This is a genomic window from Arthrobacter sp. ISL-72, from assembly GCF_018613755.1.
Classification (GTDB): domain Bacteria; phylum Actinomycetota; class Actinomycetes; order Actinomycetales; family Micrococcaceae; genus Arthrobacter.
Genome location: NZ_JAGGPP010000006.1, coordinates 94,365 through 111,933, shown reverse-complemented (window position 1 = coordinate 111,933; position 17,569 = coordinate 94,365). Strand labels below are relative to the sequence as shown.

Annotated in this window: 19 protein-coding genes and 2 tRNA genes; 1 reads left to right on the top strand and 20 read right to left on the bottom strand. The window is 65.8% G+C overall.

Annotation, left to right across the window (positions count from 1 at the left end; genetic code table 11):
* Window positions 1-67: 67 nt before the first annotated feature.
* From J7I92_RS05845 to J7I92_RS05820, 6 genes are read right to left on the bottom strand one after another with little or no spacing between them, the layout of a single operon-like run.
* Window positions 68-835, bottom strand: coding sequence for a hypothetical protein (locus J7I92_RS05845; protein WP_311380143.1), 768 nt, complete (start codon window positions 833-835; stop codon window positions 68-70).
* A complete protein-coding gene (locus tag J7I92_RS05840) occupies window positions 832-1,842 on the bottom strand; it encodes a VWA domain-containing protein (RefSeq protein WP_214838487.1) in 1,011 nt (336 codons plus the stop codon). Before J7I92_RS05840 ends, J7I92_RS05845 begins: the two co-directional genes overlap by 4 nt.
* Window positions 1,839-2,852: a VWA domain-containing protein gene (locus J7I92_RS05835; protein ID WP_214838486.1), complete on the bottom strand. Its 1,014-nt coding sequence runs from the start codon at window positions 2,850-2,852 to the stop codon at window positions 1,839-1,841. The genes J7I92_RS05840 and J7I92_RS05835 overlap by 4 nt, the downstream gene beginning before the upstream one ends.
* Window positions 2,843-3,328 carry a hypothetical protein gene (locus J7I92_RS05830; RefSeq protein ID WP_214838485.1) on the bottom strand — a complete coding sequence of 162 codons (486 nt, stop codon included), beginning with the start codon at window positions 3,326-3,328 and terminating at the stop codon, window positions 2,843-2,845. Before J7I92_RS05830 ends, J7I92_RS05835 begins: the two co-directional genes overlap by 10 nt.
* The gene (locus tag J7I92_RS05825; protein WP_214838484.1) at window positions 3,318-4,238 is read right to left on the bottom strand and encodes a DUF58 domain-containing protein; all 921 of its coding nucleotides are present in this window, start codon (window positions 4,236-4,238) and stop codon (window positions 3,318-3,320) included. The genes J7I92_RS05830 and J7I92_RS05825 overlap by 11 nt, the downstream gene beginning before the upstream one ends.
* Before the next feature lie 10 nt (window positions 4,239-4,248).
* Window positions 4,249-5,256 (bottom strand): MoxR family ATPase, encoded by a 1,008-nt coding sequence (locus J7I92_RS05820; protein WP_214838483.1) that lies wholly within the window; start codon window positions 5,254-5,256, stop codon window positions 4,249-4,251.
* A gap of 164 nt (window positions 5,257-5,420) precedes the next feature.
* On the opposite strand from J7I92_RS05820, the gene J7I92_RS05815 reads away from it, so the two are divergent.
* Window positions 5,421-5,618: a hypothetical protein gene (locus J7I92_RS05815; protein ID WP_251039515.1), complete on the top strand. Its 198-nt coding sequence runs from the start codon at window positions 5,421-5,423 to the stop codon at window positions 5,616-5,618.
* A 22-nt stretch (window positions 5,619-5,640) separates the two neighbouring features.
* Here the strand turns inward: J7I92_RS05815 and J7I92_RS05810 are convergent, their stop codons facing one another.
* The 14 genes from J7I92_RS05810 to J7I92_RS05750 all read right to left on the bottom strand — a co-directional run bounded on the left by J7I92_RS05810 (window position 5,641) and on the right by J7I92_RS05750 (window position 17,566).
* Window positions 5,641-6,516 (bottom strand): carbohydrate ABC transporter permease, encoded by an 876-nt coding sequence (locus J7I92_RS05810; RefSeq protein WP_214838480.1) that lies wholly within the window; start codon window positions 6,514-6,516, stop codon window positions 5,641-5,643.
* Window positions 6,513-7,394, bottom strand: coding sequence for a carbohydrate ABC transporter permease (locus J7I92_RS05805; protein ID WP_214838478.1), 882 nt, complete (start codon window positions 7,392-7,394; stop codon window positions 6,513-6,515). The genes J7I92_RS05810 and J7I92_RS05805 overlap by 4 nt, the downstream gene beginning before the upstream one ends.
* A gap of 3 nt (window positions 7,395-7,397) precedes the next feature.
* Window positions 7,398-8,729, bottom strand: a complete 1,332-nt coding sequence (locus tag J7I92_RS05800) for an extracellular solute-binding protein (RefSeq protein WP_251039513.1) — start codon at window positions 8,727-8,729, stop codon at window positions 7,398-7,400.
* A gap of 130 nt (window positions 8,730-8,859) precedes the next feature.
* A complete protein-coding gene (locus J7I92_RS05795; protein WP_311380142.1) occupies window positions 8,860-10,113 on the bottom strand; it encodes an ROK family transcriptional regulator in 1,254 nt (417 codons plus the stop codon).
* A gap of 163 nt (window positions 10,114-10,276) precedes the next feature.
* Window positions 10,277-11,419 (bottom strand): class I SAM-dependent methyltransferase, encoded by a 1,143-nt coding sequence (locus J7I92_RS05790; protein WP_214838474.1) that lies wholly within the window; start codon window positions 11,417-11,419, stop codon window positions 10,277-10,279.
* A 68-nt stretch (window positions 11,420-11,487) separates the two neighbouring features.
* Complete coding sequence (locus J7I92_RS05785; protein WP_311380141.1) at window positions 11,488-12,690, bottom strand: NAD(P)-binding domain-containing protein; 1,203 nt, start codon at window positions 12,688-12,690, stop codon at window positions 11,488-11,490.
* A 46-nt stretch (window positions 12,691-12,736) separates the two neighbouring features.
* Window positions 12,737-12,844: a hypothetical protein gene (locus J7I92_RS24505; protein WP_396020355.1), complete on the bottom strand. Its 108-nt coding sequence runs from the start codon at window positions 12,842-12,844 to the stop codon at window positions 12,737-12,739.
* Between the two features lie 67 nt (window positions 12,845-12,911).
* Window positions 12,912-12,987 (bottom strand) — tRNA-Ala (locus tag J7I92_RS05780).
* A gap of 183 nt (window positions 12,988-13,170) precedes the next feature.
* Window positions 13,171-13,243, bottom strand: a tRNA-Ala gene (locus J7I92_RS05775).
* Between the two features lie 141 nt (window positions 13,244-13,384).
* Window positions 13,385-13,786: a ribosome silencing factor gene (gene rsfS / locus J7I92_RS05770; RefSeq protein ID WP_214838470.1), complete on the bottom strand. Its 402-nt coding sequence runs from the start codon at window positions 13,784-13,786 to the stop codon at window positions 13,385-13,387.
* A 102-nt stretch (window positions 13,787-13,888) separates the two neighbouring features.
* Window positions 13,889-14,947: a hypothetical protein gene (locus tag J7I92_RS05765; RefSeq protein WP_396020354.1), complete on the bottom strand. Its 1,059-nt coding sequence runs from the start codon at window positions 14,945-14,947 to the stop codon at window positions 13,889-13,891.
* A 290-nt stretch (window positions 14,948-15,237) separates the two neighbouring features.
* On the bottom strand, window positions 15,238-15,972 hold the full coding sequence (gene nadD, locus J7I92_RS05760) for a nicotinate-nucleotide adenylyltransferase (protein WP_285290071.1): 735 nt from the start codon (window positions 15,970-15,972) through the stop codon (window positions 15,238-15,240).
* Window positions 15,911-16,135: a hypothetical protein gene (locus J7I92_RS05755; protein WP_214838466.1), complete on the bottom strand. Its 225-nt coding sequence runs from the start codon at window positions 16,133-16,135 to the stop codon at window positions 15,911-15,913. The genes nadD and J7I92_RS05755 overlap by 62 nt, the downstream gene beginning before the upstream one ends.
* 81 nt (window positions 16,136-16,216) lie before the next feature.
* Entirely contained in the window at window positions 16,217-17,566 is a 1,350-nt protein-coding gene (locus tag J7I92_RS05750) for a glutamate-5-semialdehyde dehydrogenase (protein ID WP_214838464.1), read from the bottom strand.
* Between the last annotated feature and the right edge of the window lie 3 nt (window positions 17,567-17,569).

Genomic DNA, 17,569 nt, shown 5'->3' with positions numbered 1-17,569 from the left:
GCTCTGTTTCGTTACCGTGCAGAACATTGTTCGCCGAAGGACCGGAATCGGCTGGTGCCCGCATAGCCTACCAAGGTTTGTCGGTGCCGGCGTCCGAGTTGCCCCCGCTGAGGTACTCGTCCCGTTGCATGCCGTCGTTTCGTTCCCGTTGCGCGGATTTCGCGGACTCCTTCAGCTTGTCCAGCTGGCTCTGCTGCGGCTCGGGATCGGGCTGGGGCCGGCTCTCGGCGTCGTCCCCGGGTTCCGCTTCCTGGCTGCCCAGCTTGTCCGCTTTGGCCTGCAGGCGCCCTTCGGCTTGGCTGAGGCGTTCGCCCTCGCCGTCGGTCCCGTTGGCCCTGTCAGTATCGCCTTGCGGGTCGAAGCATCCGGGCGGGGCGGCCTTGACCACGTCCAGTCCCTCGCGGTAGAGGCGGGCCGCTTCCGTCCCGGCAGCCGCAGACCCACCGCTCTTGTCCGCCAGCCGCTCGATGGCCAGGACCAGGTTGACCCGTACCTTGCACTCATCGGCCGGCGGGGAATCAGCGAGCGCGGTTTCGAAAAGTGCGCGGGCGCCTGCGTAGTCTCCGCCCAGCACCAGGGCGTCGGCGGCGGCGAAGGGCGCCTTGTGCCGTTCCACGAGGTTCGCGAAATCCAGGCCTGACGCCGCGGCGGCAACTGCTGCCTGGTCGCCTCGGCTGAATGAGCTGGCAGCCTGGCCGCCCAGATAGCCGACGCTCAGCAGCTTGGCGGCGAAGGCCACGGCAAGCAGCCCGGGTGCCGCGGACATCAGCAGCAGACGATACCGGCGTTGCTTCTGACCGTTCACGGCCCGTTCCGGGACAGGCTGGGCGTTCACTGGCGGACCTCCGTCTTTGCGGGCCTGAGCTGCCGCAGCTGGCGGAGCACCCGCAGGCTCTCCCACAAGGCCAGGAAGAATGCGCCAAGGGCCGGTACCCAGTAGAGTTCCACCCGGCCCTCGAGGGACTCCGACGTTTCCTTGAGCACCCCGGGCTTGGCCGTCTGCATCATCGGTGCGACGGCATCCCCTTCAGCCCGGTGGACGTACGGCACGCCGAGCTGCCCTGCAATCTGCCTCAGCGCATCCTCGTCGATCCGGGATACGGCGTCGCCGGCACTCCCGCTGCCGCGGTCCTGGATGTATCCGGCGTCGTCGGCAGATGAATAGCCGGCCTTCTCCTTCATCCTCCCGCCCGGCCCGCTGCCGTATCCCAGCACCGCTCCGCCGTTCACCAGGGAAGCGTCCACCCGCATTGGTTCGGGCGCCTTGCCGCTGGTCTGCTCGCCGTCGCCAAGGTAGTAAACGATCCGGGCACGCTCCGGGTGGCTGTCCCGGGCCGCTTTCAGCCGTTCGTTGAGTAGAGTCCGGGCCACGGTCACGCTGCTGCCCGTGGAGTACACAGTGACCTGCGGTTCCAGCACGCTGGTCAGTGTGTCGAGGGCGGAGGCGTCGGTGGTCAGCGGCATCCGGAGAACGGCCTGGGAGTCGAAGGTGATCATGGAGAACCTGGCTCCCGGCAGCTCCCCGGCGATCGCGATGATGTCCTTCCGGACGCCGTCGAGCCTGCGGCTTCCGTTTCCGTAATCCTCGGCGGCGATGCTGCTGGTGGTGTCCACGACAAAAAAGACATTGAGGTCGGCTGCGGCACCCCTGACGCTACCGCCGGGCAGACCCGGCCGAAGCGACGCCAGCAGCAGCAACGGCACGAGTGCTGCCGGAAGGAACCCGCCGCGGAAATCGACGCGGCCGGGCCGTCGTCGAACTGCCGCCCACGCCGGAAGGCCGGCGACGGCGAGCACTAACGGGACCATGATCCACCAGGGCCAAATGGGTTGGAATGTCATCGCCGCAGCCTCCAGGTTGCCCCGGCCAGCACCAGGCCGGACACCAGGGCGATGCCCAGTGGAATCTCGGCACGGTCCGACACGGCGGCCTGCGGGGCAGCACTAAAGGCCGTGGCTTCCGTTGACTGGACCCTGCGAATAATGTCCGCGGCGGCTTCCGGGCTGTCCAGCGGGTAGTACGCTCCGCCCGTCCCTTCAGCGACGGCGCGCAGCTTGGCACCGGGCTGCTCAGGGTCGGTTCCGTAGTCAAAGTCCCCGGGGTTGAGTGCATAGACCCGGACACCCTGCTTCCTGGCGAGTGAACCGGCTTCCTCAAGGGTGAATATGGGCTCCCCTGAAACGAAGTTGTCGGTGGCCAGGATGACGGAGCGCGACCGTTCCTCCGTTCGGCCGGTTCCTCCCGGCGTTAAGGCACCGGTCGCCGGGAAGCCCTGCACGCAGGATGCCAGTCCGTCGCCGATCAGGGAGGAGCCCGCGCCGTTCCAGGTGCCGTCCAGGAATCCGGCGCTTCCGGGCGTCCCGTCGAAGGCCTCCTTGGCGACTTTTAGCTGTTCCTGCACGTAGTCATAGTCGTCCGTCAAGGGAATGACCTGCACTGCGCTGCTGTCGAAGACAGTCAGGCCAAGCCGTTCGCCGTCGAATCCCTGTGCCAGCCGGGCGAACACTTCCGCCACTGCCGCGTCAGCGCTGCTCATCGAGCCGGAGGCGTCGAGGCACAGGATGATGTCGCGGTTGCGCTGCTCCGGGCTGACGGTGCTCCGCTCGGCAGGACGGGCCGCGGCAACGACTGCCGCTGCCATCGCCACTCCCCCGGCCACGGCAGCAACGGTGAGCCAGCGGCGGTGGCGCCGGACGGCGGCCTGGTATTCGGGCAGTTCGGTAAGGCGGTGGCTGTGGGCCACCGGCCGCGGCACGGATTCGTCGCCGCCGGGCCCTTTCCGGAGCGCCCAGTATGTGGCACCGGCAAGGAGAAGGGCCACCGGAATCATCCACCAGAAGATCAGTTCCACGTCCGGACCACCTCCCGGGCCGTTTCGGCCGCGGCCGCGACAGAGTCGCGGGGTTCAGTGCCCCCGCCTTCAGGACCGAATTCCACCGGATAGAGGCTGCTGATGGCCGATGCCGCCGCAGGAACGCCCTGCCGGCTGAGCTCCGCCAGGGTCATCCGCGGCGCGTCGATGCCCGCCACGTCGCGGACAAAGCCCCTGATCAGCAGGCTGAGCTCCTGGTGCGCGGCGCGTGCGGACAACCGGCCGGCGGCGGCATCGGCTGCCACGGCATCCATGCGGCGCAGATACTCCCGCTTCACGGCGGAAGGGTCCGACGGCTGCGCGGGGCGGGCCGCCGGCGCTGCCGCTGTCCCCTGCCGTGTGGACACGACGACGAACGCCAGCCACCCGGCGACGAGCAACAGGAGCCCCGCGCCGGCCCAGGGCAGCCAGGCGCTGTAGGCCAGCGGGGCGTAGAAACCGGAGCTATTTTCCACGGCGGTGCCGTTCCAATAGCGTGAACACCGCAGGCAGCACATCGTGGCTGCTGCCGGCATGGACATGCGCAATGCCTAACCTGCGCAGCACCGCCTGGCGTTTCATGTCCCGCTGCTCCTGCGCCGCGGCGTAGGCACGGATGACGGCGTCCGAAACCACCAGCCTGCCGGGAAGGAGGAGAGCGTCGGCAACGTCGAAACGGTCGGCGGGCGCGGCGTCGGCGGGTTCCCCTCCGCCGGCATGCCGCACAGAGGCGGGCCCGGCAAGCTCGGCGTCGCGGACGGTCAGCCAGAGGACCTCGTGCTGGGCGCGAAGCCGGCGCAGCAGCTGCTCCATCGCGGCATCCACCACCACTTCGTCGGCCACGACAAAGAGCAGCATGCGCTGCCTGTAATTGCGGGCCACGTAGGAAAGCTGTTCCCCCAGGCTGCTGGGCGGGGAGGAAAGTCCGGTGTGGCCGTTGACGTCACGGAGGAGTCTTTCCAGGTGCGCCTCGCCTGCCTTGGCGGGCAGCGACCGGGTCGAGCTGCCGTCACCGCAGACCAGGCCCACCACGTCGCCGTGGCGCTGGGCGAGGTAGCCCACCACACCCAGGGCCATCACGGCGATGTCCTTTTTCTCCTCGCCGCCGAACGACAAGGCTGCCATATTGCGGCCAGTGTCCGTGACCAGCAGCACGGCCTGCCGCCGCACGGCGACGTAGCGCTTAATGAGCGGGGATCCGTGCCGGGCGGACGCTTTCCAGTCGATGTCGCGGACTTCGTCCCCGGGAACATAAACCCGGAGGTCGTCGAAGTCCAGGCTGCGGCCTTTGAAGACGGAACCGTATTCGCCGTCGAGCATTCCGCGTGCCTTGCGGTGCGCGAAGATGGACATCTTCGACTTGACCCGCGTCAGTAGGCTGGGCATGCTACGGCGCTCAGGGGGTCTGGACGGAGGCCACGACGGCATCAATGACGGCTTCGACCGGCACCTGCTCCGCGACCGCCTCGAAGCCAAGGATGATCCGGTGCCGGAGGACGCGGTGGGCCAGCGCCTTCACGTCCTCGGGAATCACGTGGTCCCTGCCTTTGAGCAGGGCGACCGCGCGGGCCGCCTGGCTGAAGGCGATGCTGGCGCGGGGACTGGCACCGAATTCAATGAACCCCGCCAGCCGGGCGTCGATGTACTGCGCGGCGTTCCGGGTCACGAACACCAGCCCGACGATGTATCTGACGATCGCGGGGTCGATGTAGACGCGTTTGACCAGTTCCTGCACTTCCGAGACCGCGTCCAGCGACGCCGCGGCGGCCGGACGTTGCTCGTCCGTGAAGACGCCGGAATCGATCCGGCGGATGATCTCAGCCTCTTCGGCCGGTGTGGGGTAGTCCAGGACGTCTTTGAGCATGAACCGGTCCATCTGTGCCTCGGGCAGCAGGTAGGTGCCTTCCTGTTCGATGGGGTTCTGGGTGGCCAGCACCAGGAACGGGGTGGGCAGCCGGTGCATCACTCCCCCGATGGATGTCTGCCGCTCCTGCATCGCCTCGAGCATGGCGCTTTGGGTTTTTGCACTGGACCGGTTGATCTCGTCCAGGAGCACGATGTTGGCGTGGACGGGACCCAGCTGAGTCACGAACGTGCCTTTCGCGGCGTCGTAGATCTGCGTGCCCACGATGTCGCTGGGCAGCAGGTCGGGGGTGCACTGGATCCTGCGGAATTCGGCGCTGACGGCCTCCGCCACCGTCTGCGCGGCCGTGGTCTTCGCCAGGCCCGGGACGCTTTCGAGCAGGATGTGGCCGCCGGTCATGAGTCCCACCAGCAGCGATTCCCGGAGTCTTTCCTGCCCCACGACCTTCGCGTCGAAGCTGCGCGAAATGCTGGCCATGATCTGCTGTGCCCGGGCCAGTTCCGCCGCTTCGATCCTGACGGCGGCCGTAGTCTGAAGCACTGGAATTCCCCCTGGTTTACTGTTCATGACCGGCCGCTGCTGCTGCCGCAAATCGCCGGCGGCCGTATGACGCCCGCCACGGGCCATACTATCCAAGCCGCCGGCTCCGGATTCCACAATGGGGAGCCCTCCCCATGCGGGCCGTGCGGGACTATCCTGAGGGGATGATTCAGCTTCCAGCCAGTTACGAGGAGTATCTCGCCGGCAAGAGCGAGAGTTTCATCAACACCGTCCGGCCGATCCTCATGCAGTCGGCGGCCGACAAGTTGCACGGGGTGCGGGTCGTGTTCCATCCCCATGACCATCAGGCGCACCTGGACGACAGCATCCCGTTTGGAACGGTTTTCGAAGACATCGACTGACGGGCTCCTTCCTTGAAGGGCTTCAGCCCTTCATCGCGCCTGACAGCGCAAACGATCCGCCGGCCCCGCGTGCCACCAGTACGTAGAGGACCAGGACCGGAATCGAATAGAGGATGGAGAATGCGGCCAGCTGGCCGTAGGCGATGGCTCCATGCTGGCCGAAGAAGCTGAAGATCGAAACGGACGCTGGCTGCTTCGACGGGGACAGCAGGAGTATGAAGGGCACGAAGAAGTTGCCCCAGGTCTGGATGAAAACGAAGATGAACACCACGCCGAGGCCCTGGCGCATGAGCGGCAGCACCACGGTGCGCAGGGCCGTCAGCCCGGAGGCGCCGTCCATCCATGCAGCTTCCTCCAGCGAGAGGGGCACCGTGTCCATGAAGTTCTTGGTCATCCAGATGGCCATTGGCAGCGCCGTGGCCGCCATGAAGAGAACGGTCGAAGGCATGGAGTCCAGCAGCCTCAGTTGGACGAACAGGCCGTAGACCGGAACCATGATCGCGGTGATGGGCAGGCAGGTTCCGCACAGGATTGAGTACAGGAACGGCCTGTTGAACCTGGACTGGAACCGCGAGAGCGGGTAGGCCGCCAGCACGGCGGCCAACAGGGTCACTGTTGCGGTTCCGGCGGAAAGCAGCAGGCTGTTCCAGAGCGGCCGGAGCAGCAACTCCGGCGTAAGGACAGCTGCGAAGTTGGTGAGCGAAGCGTTGCCGGGCAGCCGGGTCTGGTAGCCGGCGTTCGTATCCAGCGAGGCAAGGACGAGCCACAGCAGCGGCAGCAGGAAGCAGGCGCCGATCAGCATCAGCGCCGCGTCTGCCGGGGTGCTGCGCGGGCGGCGCTTCGACGAGGCCAGTCTCCCGCTTGCTGCCTGCCGCGCGGTCCGTTCCGTCGTCGTCATCGCTTGTCCCCCTTGAGCAGCCGGACGTAGGCAATCCCGAACACCAGGCCCAGGACGATGAGCACGGACGCTATGGCGGTGCCGTACCCGATGTCTCCGAACTTGAACGCCTCCTGGTAGGCAAGGACCGGCAAGGTGGTGCTGGTATTGGACGGTCCGCCGGCTGTCATCACCCAGATCAGCGTGAAGACGGCCAGGGTCTGCAGGGTCACGAGCATGAGGTTGGTGGCAATGCTGGACCGGATCAACGGCAGGGTGACGAACACCAGGCGCTGCCACCCCGAGGCGCCGTCCATCAGGGCGGCCTCGGAGATGTCCTGCGGCACGTCGGCGAGGGCGGCGCGGTACACCAGCATGGAGAAGGCGGTGCCGCGCCAGATGTTGGCGAGCACCACGGCCACCATGGGGAAGGCATAGAGCCAGTCGGCACCGCTCCAGCCTGCACCCGCGAGCAGCTGGTTCAGCGTTCCGTCCTTGCTGAAATAGGCGTAGGCGGCGAACGCGGCAACAATCTCGGGAAGGACCCAGGCCGCCACCACGGCCGTTCCCACGACGGCGGACACGGGCTTCCGGGCACGCGTCATCAACCCGGCGATCAGCAGTCCCAGCAGGTTCTGGCCCACGATCGCGGAGGCCACCACGAAGACAACCGTGAGGAAAACCGATGCCGGGAATGCGGAGTCGGTCAGCAGCCGCTCGTAATTATCGAGGCCGGTCCAGGCCGGATTCCGGGCGTTCCGGCCGGTGAGGGCCGCGTTCGTGAAGGACGCGTGGAAGGACCACAGGACAGGCGCGGCCAGGAAAAGGAGGAGCAGCAGGACGGAGGGCACAACCGGCAGCAGCCGGAGCTGCTGCCGGAAGGGCTTGGACGCACCCACGCGTTATTTCTGCAGGACCTTGGCGTCACCCACCTGGTCCCTGATGGTCTTGTCGTACTGCTCGGCTGCCGCCTCCGGCGAGAGGGCGCCGGTGATCACGGCTTCGGTGGCAACCTGGACGGCGGAGGAGATCCGCGGATAGTCCGCCGTGGCGGGCCGGTAGTGGGTGACGGAAACGAGCTCCGACACGTCCTTTACGAATGGATTGGCCGCCAGATAGTCCGGTTCGGCGGCGACGTCGGACCGGACCGCGATCTGGGAACTGGCAATGGTGAACGCCAGAGAGTTCTTCTTATTCAGCGCCGTGGTCATGAACTGGAACGCCTGGTCAGGATGCGCGGAATCGGCACCGACAGCCAGGGTCCAGCCGCCCGACATGCTGACGCCGCCCGGTTCCTGCCCCCGCTGGGTGGGGAATTTGGCCACACCCATGTCTTCCGCGTAGCCTTCCCACTCGTAACTTCCGTCCTTCTGCCAGAACGACGGCGAGTAGGAACCTTCCACGACTGCGCCCATTTTGCCCTGCGGCAGCCATTCGCCGAAGACTTTCTTCCAAACATTCGCGTCGAGCGCCTCGGCGGGCGTGACCGCCAGCTTTTCGTCGTAGAGAGTTTTCAGGAACGCCAGCGAATCGGTGAATCCCTGGGAACCCACCACCCATTTTTTCTCCTGCTGGTCATACAGCTGACTGTCCGTGCCGTACAAAAGCTCGTAGAAGCTTTGCATCACGGTGCCCTCGCCGGAGGCCTTGCCGGCGTACATGTTGAAGGGGACCACTGACGGATCCGCCGCTTTCATTTTGCGGGCAGCGTCAAGGATTTCGTCCCAGTTCCGGGGTTGCCACGGCAGCGAAATTCCTGCCTTCTGCAGGACTTTCTTGTTGTACCAGATGCCGCGGGTGTCGGTGCCCAGCGGGACGGCGTAAATGCCGCCGTCGTCTCCGGTGCCGGCCGCTTTGGCGGCTTCATTGTAGGTCTTCCAGTCGTCCCATTTCTCAAGGTAGCTGTCCAGCTTCAGGAGGTACCCGGCGTCGACGTCCGACCGCACTTTGAAGGTGTCCTCGTAAAAGACGTCGGGAGCGGTTTCCGTCGACCTCAGGGCCAGCGCAAGCTTGGTGCCATAGTCGTCGTCGTTCGCCTCGATCGGCTGCAGCTCAACAGTGGTGCCCTGGTTGGCAGCTTCGAATTCCTTCTTGGCGTCCTTGAACAGGGTGTCCAGGGCCGTGAAGGAGTCAGTCTTTTGATAGACGATCTTCAGGACCCGGTTCTCGGCGGCCGGCTGCTCCGGGGAGCAGGCCGATGTTGCCAGCAGGACTGCCGCGGACAACAGTGCCATGAGTATTTTGGCAGGGCGGTGCATGACGCTCCAATCTCCGAGCGGCTGCAGCCCCCAATATCCTCCAGCTGGCCCCAGCCTGTATGAAATTTCAGGTTAATATCCCGCACAAAGCAGCGGGAGCGGATCCTCAGCCTTCAAGCAGCAGCCGTTGGGCCCGTGGCGCCAGAGTGTGCTCGAGCACCAGGCAGGCGGCCCCGACGGCTCCGACGTCCTCGCCAACCCCCGTGCCCACAACTTCTATGCCGTGGATCTCGCGGGCCGCGCTGTTCTCCGTCAATAAGTCCGGAACCCGGTCAAGGTACCTCTCTGCGAGAAGACTCCAGAACGGTCCGCCGAACACCACCCTCTCGACGTCGAGCGTGTTGGTGACAACAGCCACCGCGCGGGCAACGAGGACGGCGGAGTGATCAATGATCCCGGCCGCCGTGGTGTTCCCGGCGTCTGCTGCGTCGCAGAGTTTCGCGAAGCTCTCCTGGATGTCCAGCGCACCCGAGGGGTGCCGCACAACCTCCAGCACGCCGGCGGACTCGGCCTGCGCCACCAGGACCTGCGGGATGCTGCTTGATTTCACGCATCCACGCAGCCCGCAGTCACAGGACGGTCCGTCGGGATCAACAATGATGTGCCCGATCTCGCCGGCATTGCCCGAGGTGCCGCGGACTACTTCGTCGTTCAGGACGATGCCGCACCCGATGCCGGTGCCCATGTACATAAAGATGAAACTGCCGGAACCGCTGGGGCCGCCCGCCCAGGTTTCGGCGACGGCGGCGCTGGTGACGTCCTTGTCCACCAGGGTGGACAGTCCGGTGGCCTCGGCAAGGGCGTCGCGCAGGGGCACATGGTCCCAGCCGAGCAGCAGCGGCGGGTCCACCACGGTGCCCTCGTCAAGGTTGATCGGGCCGGGGGCTGCCACGCCCAGTCCGGCGATCTTCTCCGGATCAACCCCGGAGGCGGAGACCAGGTCCTTGATTTCGGTGGCGATGATGGCGATGATCCCGTCGGGGTCGCTGGCTCCGGGGGTATTGATCCTTGAGTGCCTGACCACGGACCCCACCAGATCCAGCACCACGAAGGTGGTGACGGCCGGGTCAAGGTGGACTCCAACGGCGTACATTCCGGCAGGGTTCAGCCGGAGAATGGTGCGCGGCTTGCCCGGCCCGCTGCCTTCCTTGCCGGCTTCCACGATGAGGTTTTGGTCGAGCAGGCGCCGCGAGATGTTGGAGATCGTCTGCGGGGACAGGCCCACGATCTGGGCGAGTTCCACCCGGCTGAGGCCCCCCGAAGAGCGCCTGATGGCGTCCAGAATCACCGTGAGATTGAAGTCCCCCATGCGGGGCAAATTGGTTCCGCGCCTCGGTGTCGGCGTGCGGATCTCAGTCACGGATTCCCCTAAAATTCTTCGGTTATGCACTACTGATGCTTGAATCGTACGTTACGCGCGCGTAAGGCGGTACGCTCACACGCGGACTTCGGGGCGGGGCGCTTTTCCTGCTGTGCCGGATGCCGGCCGGTCTTTTTGCCACGAGCCACCTGGTTGGGAGGTGCTACGGGTGCGGGGTACGCCCCGTGCTGACCGCAACCGTAAACTTGGCGTTTTTGCCCGCGACCCGGGTGGGACCTACAAAGCGTTCCAAGGCCGGCAGATATTGCAGGTGGCTGTTGTACACGGTCCAGAGTTCGCCACCCGGTGCCAGCACCCTTCCCGCGGCACGGATCAGTTTCAGCCCCGCCCCGGCATGGACGCTGGCTCCCAGGTGGAACGGCGGATTCAACAGGATAAGGTCCGCGCTTCCGTCCGGCACGGAGTCCATGGCATCGTCCTGAAGCACGGTGACCTGCCCCGCCAGGCCGTTGGCCTCCGCGGTGGCCCGGGCAGAATCGACGGCGGCAGCTGATTGGTCGGTCGCCGTGACTGCCGATCCCGGATGGCTTCTGGCATACATCGCGGCCAGGATTCCGGTCCCGCACCCCAGGTCAACGACGTTCTCCGCCGAGGGCATGTCGGGCAGGAACCGCAGCAGGAACCGGGTCCCGATGTCCAGCTTGGTGCCGGCGAACACTGCCCCCCGTGCGCAGACGGTGAGGTCCAGCTCGCTGATCCGGTCGACGACCGGAAACGGCGGCTCTCCCGTAACCGGGGGGGCGTTCCGGGCGACCAGGACCCTCGATTTCTGCCGGGCCAGTTGGGGCTGGACGTCACTGAACCGGCGTTGAAGAACGGTGTTCATGCCAAGGCTCATGTGCTTGATCCTGCCGCCGGCGAACAGGACAGTGTGCGGCGCAGCATAGCGGGCCACAGCGTCGGCCATTTCCGCCAGTTCGGCAAGGGTCTTCGGCAGCTGCATCAGCACCGCGTCGGCGCCGCTTAGCAGGGCCGGCCCGAGCGGCAACTGCTCAAAGCCGTCCGCGATGCCCAGGGCGGCGGCGTTGTTGCGCAGCGCCCGCTCCCCCGTGATGAGGTCCTGGTGGACACGAACGTCCCTGACGCCGTACGCGGCCAGTGCGCCCAGCGTCAGGGCCCCGTAGCGGTCACCGATTACCGCGATGCGGCTGCCGGGTGTCAGCAGTTCCGCGGCTGTTTCGAGCAGGAGCTTGTCCGTTGCATCCCAGGCCTGCAGGTTGGCGGCCTCAACATCGGGAAACCGGCGCAAGCCGGAGAGGACTGATTCCACGCTGTTGTCCGCCACCTGCAAGCTGCCGCCTTTTCTCTGTCTGCCGTTCTTACGCTCCCGGCACCCCTCAACCTGGTGGGAAGCTACCCAGTAAACCTACCGTGAAACGGGATGCCCGGATCCGCTCGCCCCGGGGTGCCGGAGTCAAGGCTGCGGTCGGGGCCGGGGTCAGGGCTGCAGTGTTCGAGCATCTTCAGGATGCCTGCCACGGCCGACCGCCCGGCCCGGTTGGCGCCTATGGTGGACGACGATGGCCCGTAGCCAATCAGGTGGACCCGCTTCTCTGCCGCCACCTGGGTGCCGTCCATGGCGATTCCGCCTCCCGGTCCGCGCAGGTGCAACGGCGCGAGGTGTTCCAGCTCGGCCCGGAAACCGGTGGCCCAGAGGATCACCCCGGCTGCCAGGAAGCTCCCGTCGGCCAGCCGGACGCGGGTGGGCTCAATCCCGGTGAACATCGGGTGGCGGTCCAGGACGCCGCGCTCGGCTGCCGCGCGCAGCGAAGGCGTCGAGATGAGCCCGGTCACTGAAACGACACTCTGTGGTGGCAATCCCAGCCGGACGCGCTCATCAACGAGCGCGACGGCGTCGTGCCCCGCCTTCTGGTCAAAAGCGGCATCACGCCACACCGGTTCCCGGCGGGTGAACCACCTTGTGGACGTCACCTGGGAAATTTCGTCAAGGAGGCCGACGGCGGAAATGCCGCCGCCTACCACGATGACGTGCTGCCCGCGGAACTCCTCGGCTGCCACGTAGTCGGCCACATGCAGCTGCCTTCCCCGGAAGGACGACTGGCCCGGGTAGATGGGCCAGAACGGCCTGGTCCAGGTGCCTGTGGCGTTGATGACCGCCCGTGCCGACCATTTTCCGGCGGAGGTCCCGATCCTCAGCCGCCCGGATGGGTCGTTGTCCTCGCGGGAGACCGAATGAACCTTAACAGGCCGCACGACGTTCAGCCCGAGCCCCTCTTCGTAGTCACCGAAATAGCGGGAGAGAAAGCCTGAGCTTGGCTCGGCGGGGTCGATGTCCGGTTTGGGGATCCCCGGCAGGTCGCTGATGCCGTTGACGGTCGCCATCCGGAGGCTCTGCCAGCGGTGCCTCCAGGCTCCCTCTGGTCCGGCTTCGGCGTCCAGGACGACATACGAGCCAGGGAACTCGGCGGCCATCTCTCCGCCCGAGGTTTGGCCTGCAGGCAGGAAGCCTCGCCGCTGCAGATGGTAGGCAGCGGACAAGCCGGCCTGGCCCGCACCAATGACCACCACATCCGCGGTCTGGAGCCCCGCTTCCACCGGCTCCGCCGCGTCGGGGCCTGCCGCCTCGTAACCGGCGATTTTCCTAGGCTTTCTTGACCACAGTGGATTTGAGCTGCATCGGACCAAGCGCACCCATTTCATAGGTGTATTCGCTCGAGCATTCAGGGCAAGGGGGCAGGGCGTCATTCACGCTCCCATCGTAGTCGAGCGGTTAAACAGCAGAAGCCGCCCGGTCGGGCGGCTTCTGCTGGTGAATTTGGTGGAGCTGAGGGGACTCGAACCCCTGACCCCCTGCATGCCATGCAGGTGCGCTACCAGCTGCGCCACAGCCCCAAATTCTTGTTCCTTTCGGAGCGATCTCCGTAAGCAACTTGATTATCTTAAACCACAATCGTGTAAGACGCCAATCGACGACGGCGCGTGCCGTGCAGTTCACCGAGGCCGTCGCCGAGGCGGGTGAGAGGCGGAAAACAAAAAAAGTCCGCCGGAATCTTTCGATTCCGGCGGACTATCCGGTGGAGCTGAGGGGACTCGAACCCCTGACCCCCTGCATGCCATGCAGGTGCGCTACCAGCTGCGCCACAGCCCCGAATTTGTATTGCTCCGGCACCTTCAGCTTTGGCTGTCGGGCCCGATTCTTTGTTCGGATCTCTCCGAAGCAACTCAAATATCTTAGAACAGCCATTCCGAAAATTCCAAATCGGGCATATTCGGGTGGCGGCGGGCCGGGCTACTCGCTCTCTGAGGAAACCGCTGCCTTGGCCGAGTCGTTCTCGCCGAGCTGGAGGTCCACTACGGGGCAGTCCTTCCACAGACGCTCAAGGGCATAGAACACGCGGTCTTCCTCATGCTGGACGTGGATGACGACGTCGGAGTAGTCCAACAGGACCCAGCGTCCGCCAGAGCGGCCTTCCCGGCGGACAGGACGGAGGTCCTTCTTGCCCAGTTCTTCTTCGATGCCGTCAACGATGGCGTTGACCTGGCGTTCGCTGGGTGCGGAGGCAATCAGGAAAACGTCGGCAAGGGCCAGCCGCTCGCTGACGTCCAGGCCAACAATGTCCTGGGCGATCTTGTCCGCTGCGGCGCGCGCTGCTGCGCGTGCTGTGGCGATGGATGATTCGGTTGCAGTCACGGGACTCCTTGTAGTGGTGTGAAGCTATGTAGGGGCGGCGCCGTCGGTAACAGCACCGCAGTTGCGGGATGGCAGCACCTTACGCTGCCCTACCAGAGGTGATCAGCCCGCGAGGCCGCTGATGATCATGGTGACGCCGGCAATCAAGGCCACGATCCCCAACGCGAGCACGCATAACTGCAGCATCCTGATCCGGTTTGCCCTGCCAAGGCCGGCGGTGGCCGCGTCCAGCGGTTCCAGGCCATAGGCTGAATTGGCGGGCACACGGGGCCGGTCCACGAAGTTTTCGCCGCTTTCAGCTGCCCAGGGCTCGCCGGACGTAGGCGCCGCAACCGGTGCCGCCGAAGGATCGGCCGCGGCCTGGGCGGCCGCCTCCGCGCGGGCAAGGACGCCCGCCCGGCCTGCCACCGACGCGGCGTTCCGCCTCGTCTGGCCGGATTTGCGCGGGCCCTTGGTGCTCGGTGGCTGCAACCGCTGGCCGGGGTTAGTGACCACGGGCACGTAGGTGGTTGCAGGTTTTTTCATCACCGGCCGGTCAATGCCCGGAACCTTTTCGAACTCCAGCGGCGTGACCATGGCCAGGTTGCTGACAGCGGACGGTTCCGTCTTGGGGTGCGCTGGCTGGCTGGCCTGCTCGGCGAGCTTCTGCTTGGCCACGGCCCGCTTGTTTAATATTGCAGCGCGCTCTGCCAGGGCGATCTGCTCGGCAAGGATTTCCGGATCCACCGCCTCGGGATCGTTGGCCGCGATGTGCTCCATCTTGGCGATCTGGTTCCTGGCCTGTTCGGCGATCAGGGAACGCGCTGCGAGTGCCTGCTCAACGGTCATTCCGTCGGGGATCTTGTTATCCGTCGTCGCCTGCGGCGTCTTCGATTCCGGGCTGACCGGCTGGGGAGTTGCGGGCTGCGGCGAAGGCTGTCCCGGCCGGGCCTGCGGCACAGTCCGCTGTGCGGACGTGCGGGCGGGCGGGACGATCAGGTTGGCAGCGGTGGCCGGCGCGGCCTCTGCCTGGAGCTGTTGCAGGCGAAGCTGGCGCCGCGTGGGCGGCCCGCCGCCGGAAAGCCGTTCTTCCTTCTGTGCGAGTTCCTTGATGGTCCGCAGCGCGGCGCGGTCCCTCGCCCGGCTCTGTGACGACCGTTCGGATCCCGAAGCTGGCCGCACCGAATCGACCGGGCCCGGAGCAACACGACGTATCCGGCCGGTCCCGCTTTCCGGGCGTGCGTCGTCAGCCCCCGTGGCCGGCCCACCGGACGGTGCACCGGGGCCGGGCTTTTTCAAGGCCTCGTCACGGGAAACTTCCGGAGCTCCGTTGCCGGGCACTTTTGAGGCAGGAGGAACCCGGGGCGGGACTGAAGGCCCCGTTTCCTGGTGTGATTCCGCGCGCTCAACTCTGGCCTGGCGCAATTCGCGGCGGCTACGGAGGGGAGGCTGTTCCTGGCTCATCTAACAACTCACTCGGTACTGGCTGGTTCGGGTAACTCGATAAGTGCAGCGCTGCTGTCCGGTTCGGAGTGCCCGGCGTACAGGCCGTATTTCGCAATGTACTGGACCACCCCGTCAGGCACCAGGTACCAGACAGGGTTCCCGGCCGCGACGCGTGTCCGGCAATCAGTGGACGAGATCGCCATGGCCGGCACTTCCAGGAGGCTGACGTCTTTCCGGCCCATCCCGTCGAGGACGTGCCCCGGCCGGGTGACCCCGACGAAATGCGCCAACGACCACAGTTCATCGATGTTCTTCCACGACAGGATTTGCGCCATGGCGTCCGCGCCGGTGATGAAGAACAAGTCCGCATCCGGCCGCTGGGTCCGGAGGTCACGGAGGGTGTCGATGGTGTAGGTGGGGCCGGGGCGGTCAACGTCAACCCTGCTGACGGTGAACCGGGGGTTCGACGCCGTGGCAATGACCGTCATGAGATACCGGTGCTCCGGTTCACTGACTCTCTTATGGGTTTTCTGCCACGGCTGGCCAGTCGGCACAAATACGACTTCGTCCAAGCCGAACTTCGCAGCAACCTCGCTGGCAGCGACAAGGTGGCCGTGATGGATGGGATCGAACGTCCCACCCATCACACCCAGACGCAGGCGGCGCTTGGCGCCGCGCCGCTTCAGGACGGCAGTGATGTTAGTGGCCTTGGCCGTGGTCGTGCTTGTTGGGGTGCTGGCGGTGCGGATCCGAATGCTCATCGACTGCCTCGTGCCGGTTGCCCAGGTTGGTGTAGGACAGCGTCACAAACATCAGGACGACCATGATGGCAAAGATCGACACACCGAAGACCCACGGTTCGGCCCACAGCGGAGCCAGTTCTTCATGTTCGGCGACGGACGCGCCGACCTGCTGCAGCAGCATTTTCTTCCCCTAATGAGTTCACACAATGACGACGGCGGTCATTCCCGCCGTTCCGGACTTCTGTTCCATGTTACAGCGTTGCTAGCTGCGGATCTGGCCCTCGCCCTGGACGATCCACTTGGTGGTAGTGAGTTCGGTCAGCCCCATGGGACCGCGGGCGTGGAGCTTCTGGGTGGAAATGCCCACCTCGGCGCCCAGGCCCAGTTCCCCGCCGTCCGTGAACCTCGTGGAGGCGTTGACAATTACGGCCGCTGAGTCGATTTCAGCAATGAAGCGTTCGGCATTCGCGAGGTCGTTGGTGATGATGGCCTCGGTGTGGCCGGTCGACCAGCTGCGGATGTGCTTCACTGCCTCGTCAAGGTTGTCCACCATCGCAACTGCGAGATCCAGGTCCATGTACTCGGTGGCCCAGTCCTCATCGGTGGCGGGAACTGATTCCACCGACGCCGGCAGGGCGGCGCGGACCCTCTCGTCGGCGTGCAGCGTTACCCCGGCCTTCCGGAGGGCCGCAGCGACGGCGGGCAGGACGGTGGACCTGGAGTGCACCAGGAGGGTCTCCACGGTGTTGCAGACGCTGGGCCGCTGGGTCTTGGCGTTGAGGAGGATTTCCACTGCCATGTCTTCATTGGCGGATTCGTCGAGGAAGATGTGGACGTTGCCCTCACCGGTCTCGATGACGGGTACGGAGGAGTTGGTGACCACCGTCTGAATAAGATCCCTGCCGCCGCGGGGAATCAGGACATCCACCCGGCCGCGCGCCCGCATCAGGACGTTGGCTCCTTCACGGCCGAACTGGTCCACGGTCTGGACGGCGTCCGCGGGCAGGCCCACCGACTCGAGCGCTTCGCGCAGGACCCTGATGAGGGCTTCGTTGGTGGCTGCCGCGGCGGTGCCGCCGCGCAGGATCACCGCATTGCCGCTTTTGAGCGCCAGGCCGGCGATGTCCACTGTCACGTTGGGACGTGCTTCATAGATAGCGGCAACGACACCCATGGGAACGTTGACCTGGCGCAGGCGCAGGCCGTTGGGCAGTGTCTGGCCGCGGACCACGTTTCCCACGGGGTCAGGCAGGCCGGCGAGGTTTTCCAGGGCGGCCGCCAGGGCATCGATGCGCGCCTCGTTCAGCGTCAGCCGGTCAAGCAATGCGACGGAGGTTCCGTTGGCGCGGCCGGACTCCACATCCTTGGCATTGGCGGCGAGGATCTGCGACTTGCTGTCGATCAAGGCTCCGCCGATGGCACGGAGGGCCTTGTCCTTCCGCGCCCGGTTTGCGCGCGCCATGCTACGGGCAGCATGGCGGGACCGGTCGGCGATGGCATACACGGCAACCTCGACCTCAGCCGGGGACAGCTGGGCCTTTTCCGGCGCGGAAGTTACTTCCGCGGAGTCGTTGGATTTCTCAGCGGCTTGGTGAATCAGTGCCTCAGTCATCAT

Coding starts and splice junctions, on each gene's coding strand:
- J7I92_RS05840 (WP_214838487.1), bottom strand. CDS start 1,842: ATGACATTCCAACCCATTTGGCCCTGGTGGATCATGGTCCCGTTAGTG.
- J7I92_RS05825 (WP_214838484.1), bottom strand. CDS start 4,238: ATGCCCAGCCTACTGACGCGGGTCAAGTCGAAGATGTCCATCTTCGCG.
- J7I92_RS05815 (WP_251039515.1), top strand. CDS start 5,421: ATGATTCAGCTTCCAGCCAGTTACGAGGAGTATCTCGCCGGCAAGAGC.
- J7I92_RS05810 (WP_214838480.1), bottom strand. CDS start 6,516: ATGACGACGACGGAACGGACCGCGCGGCAGGCAGCAAGCGGGAGACTG.
- J7I92_RS05800 (WP_251039513.1), bottom strand. CDS start 8,729: ATGGCACTGTTGTCCGCGGCAGTCCTGCTGGCAACATCGGCCTGCTCC.
- nadD (WP_285290071.1), bottom strand. CDS start 15,972: ATGAGCATTCGGATCCGCACCGCCAGCACCCCAACAAGCACGACCACG.
- J7I92_RS05755 (WP_214838466.1), bottom strand. CDS start 16,135: ATGCTGCTGCAGCAGGTCGGCGCGTCCGTCGCCGAACATGAAGAACTG.
- J7I92_RS05750 (WP_214838464.1), bottom strand. CDS start 17,566: ATGACTGAGGCACTGATTCACCAAGCCGCTGAGAAATCCAACGACTCC.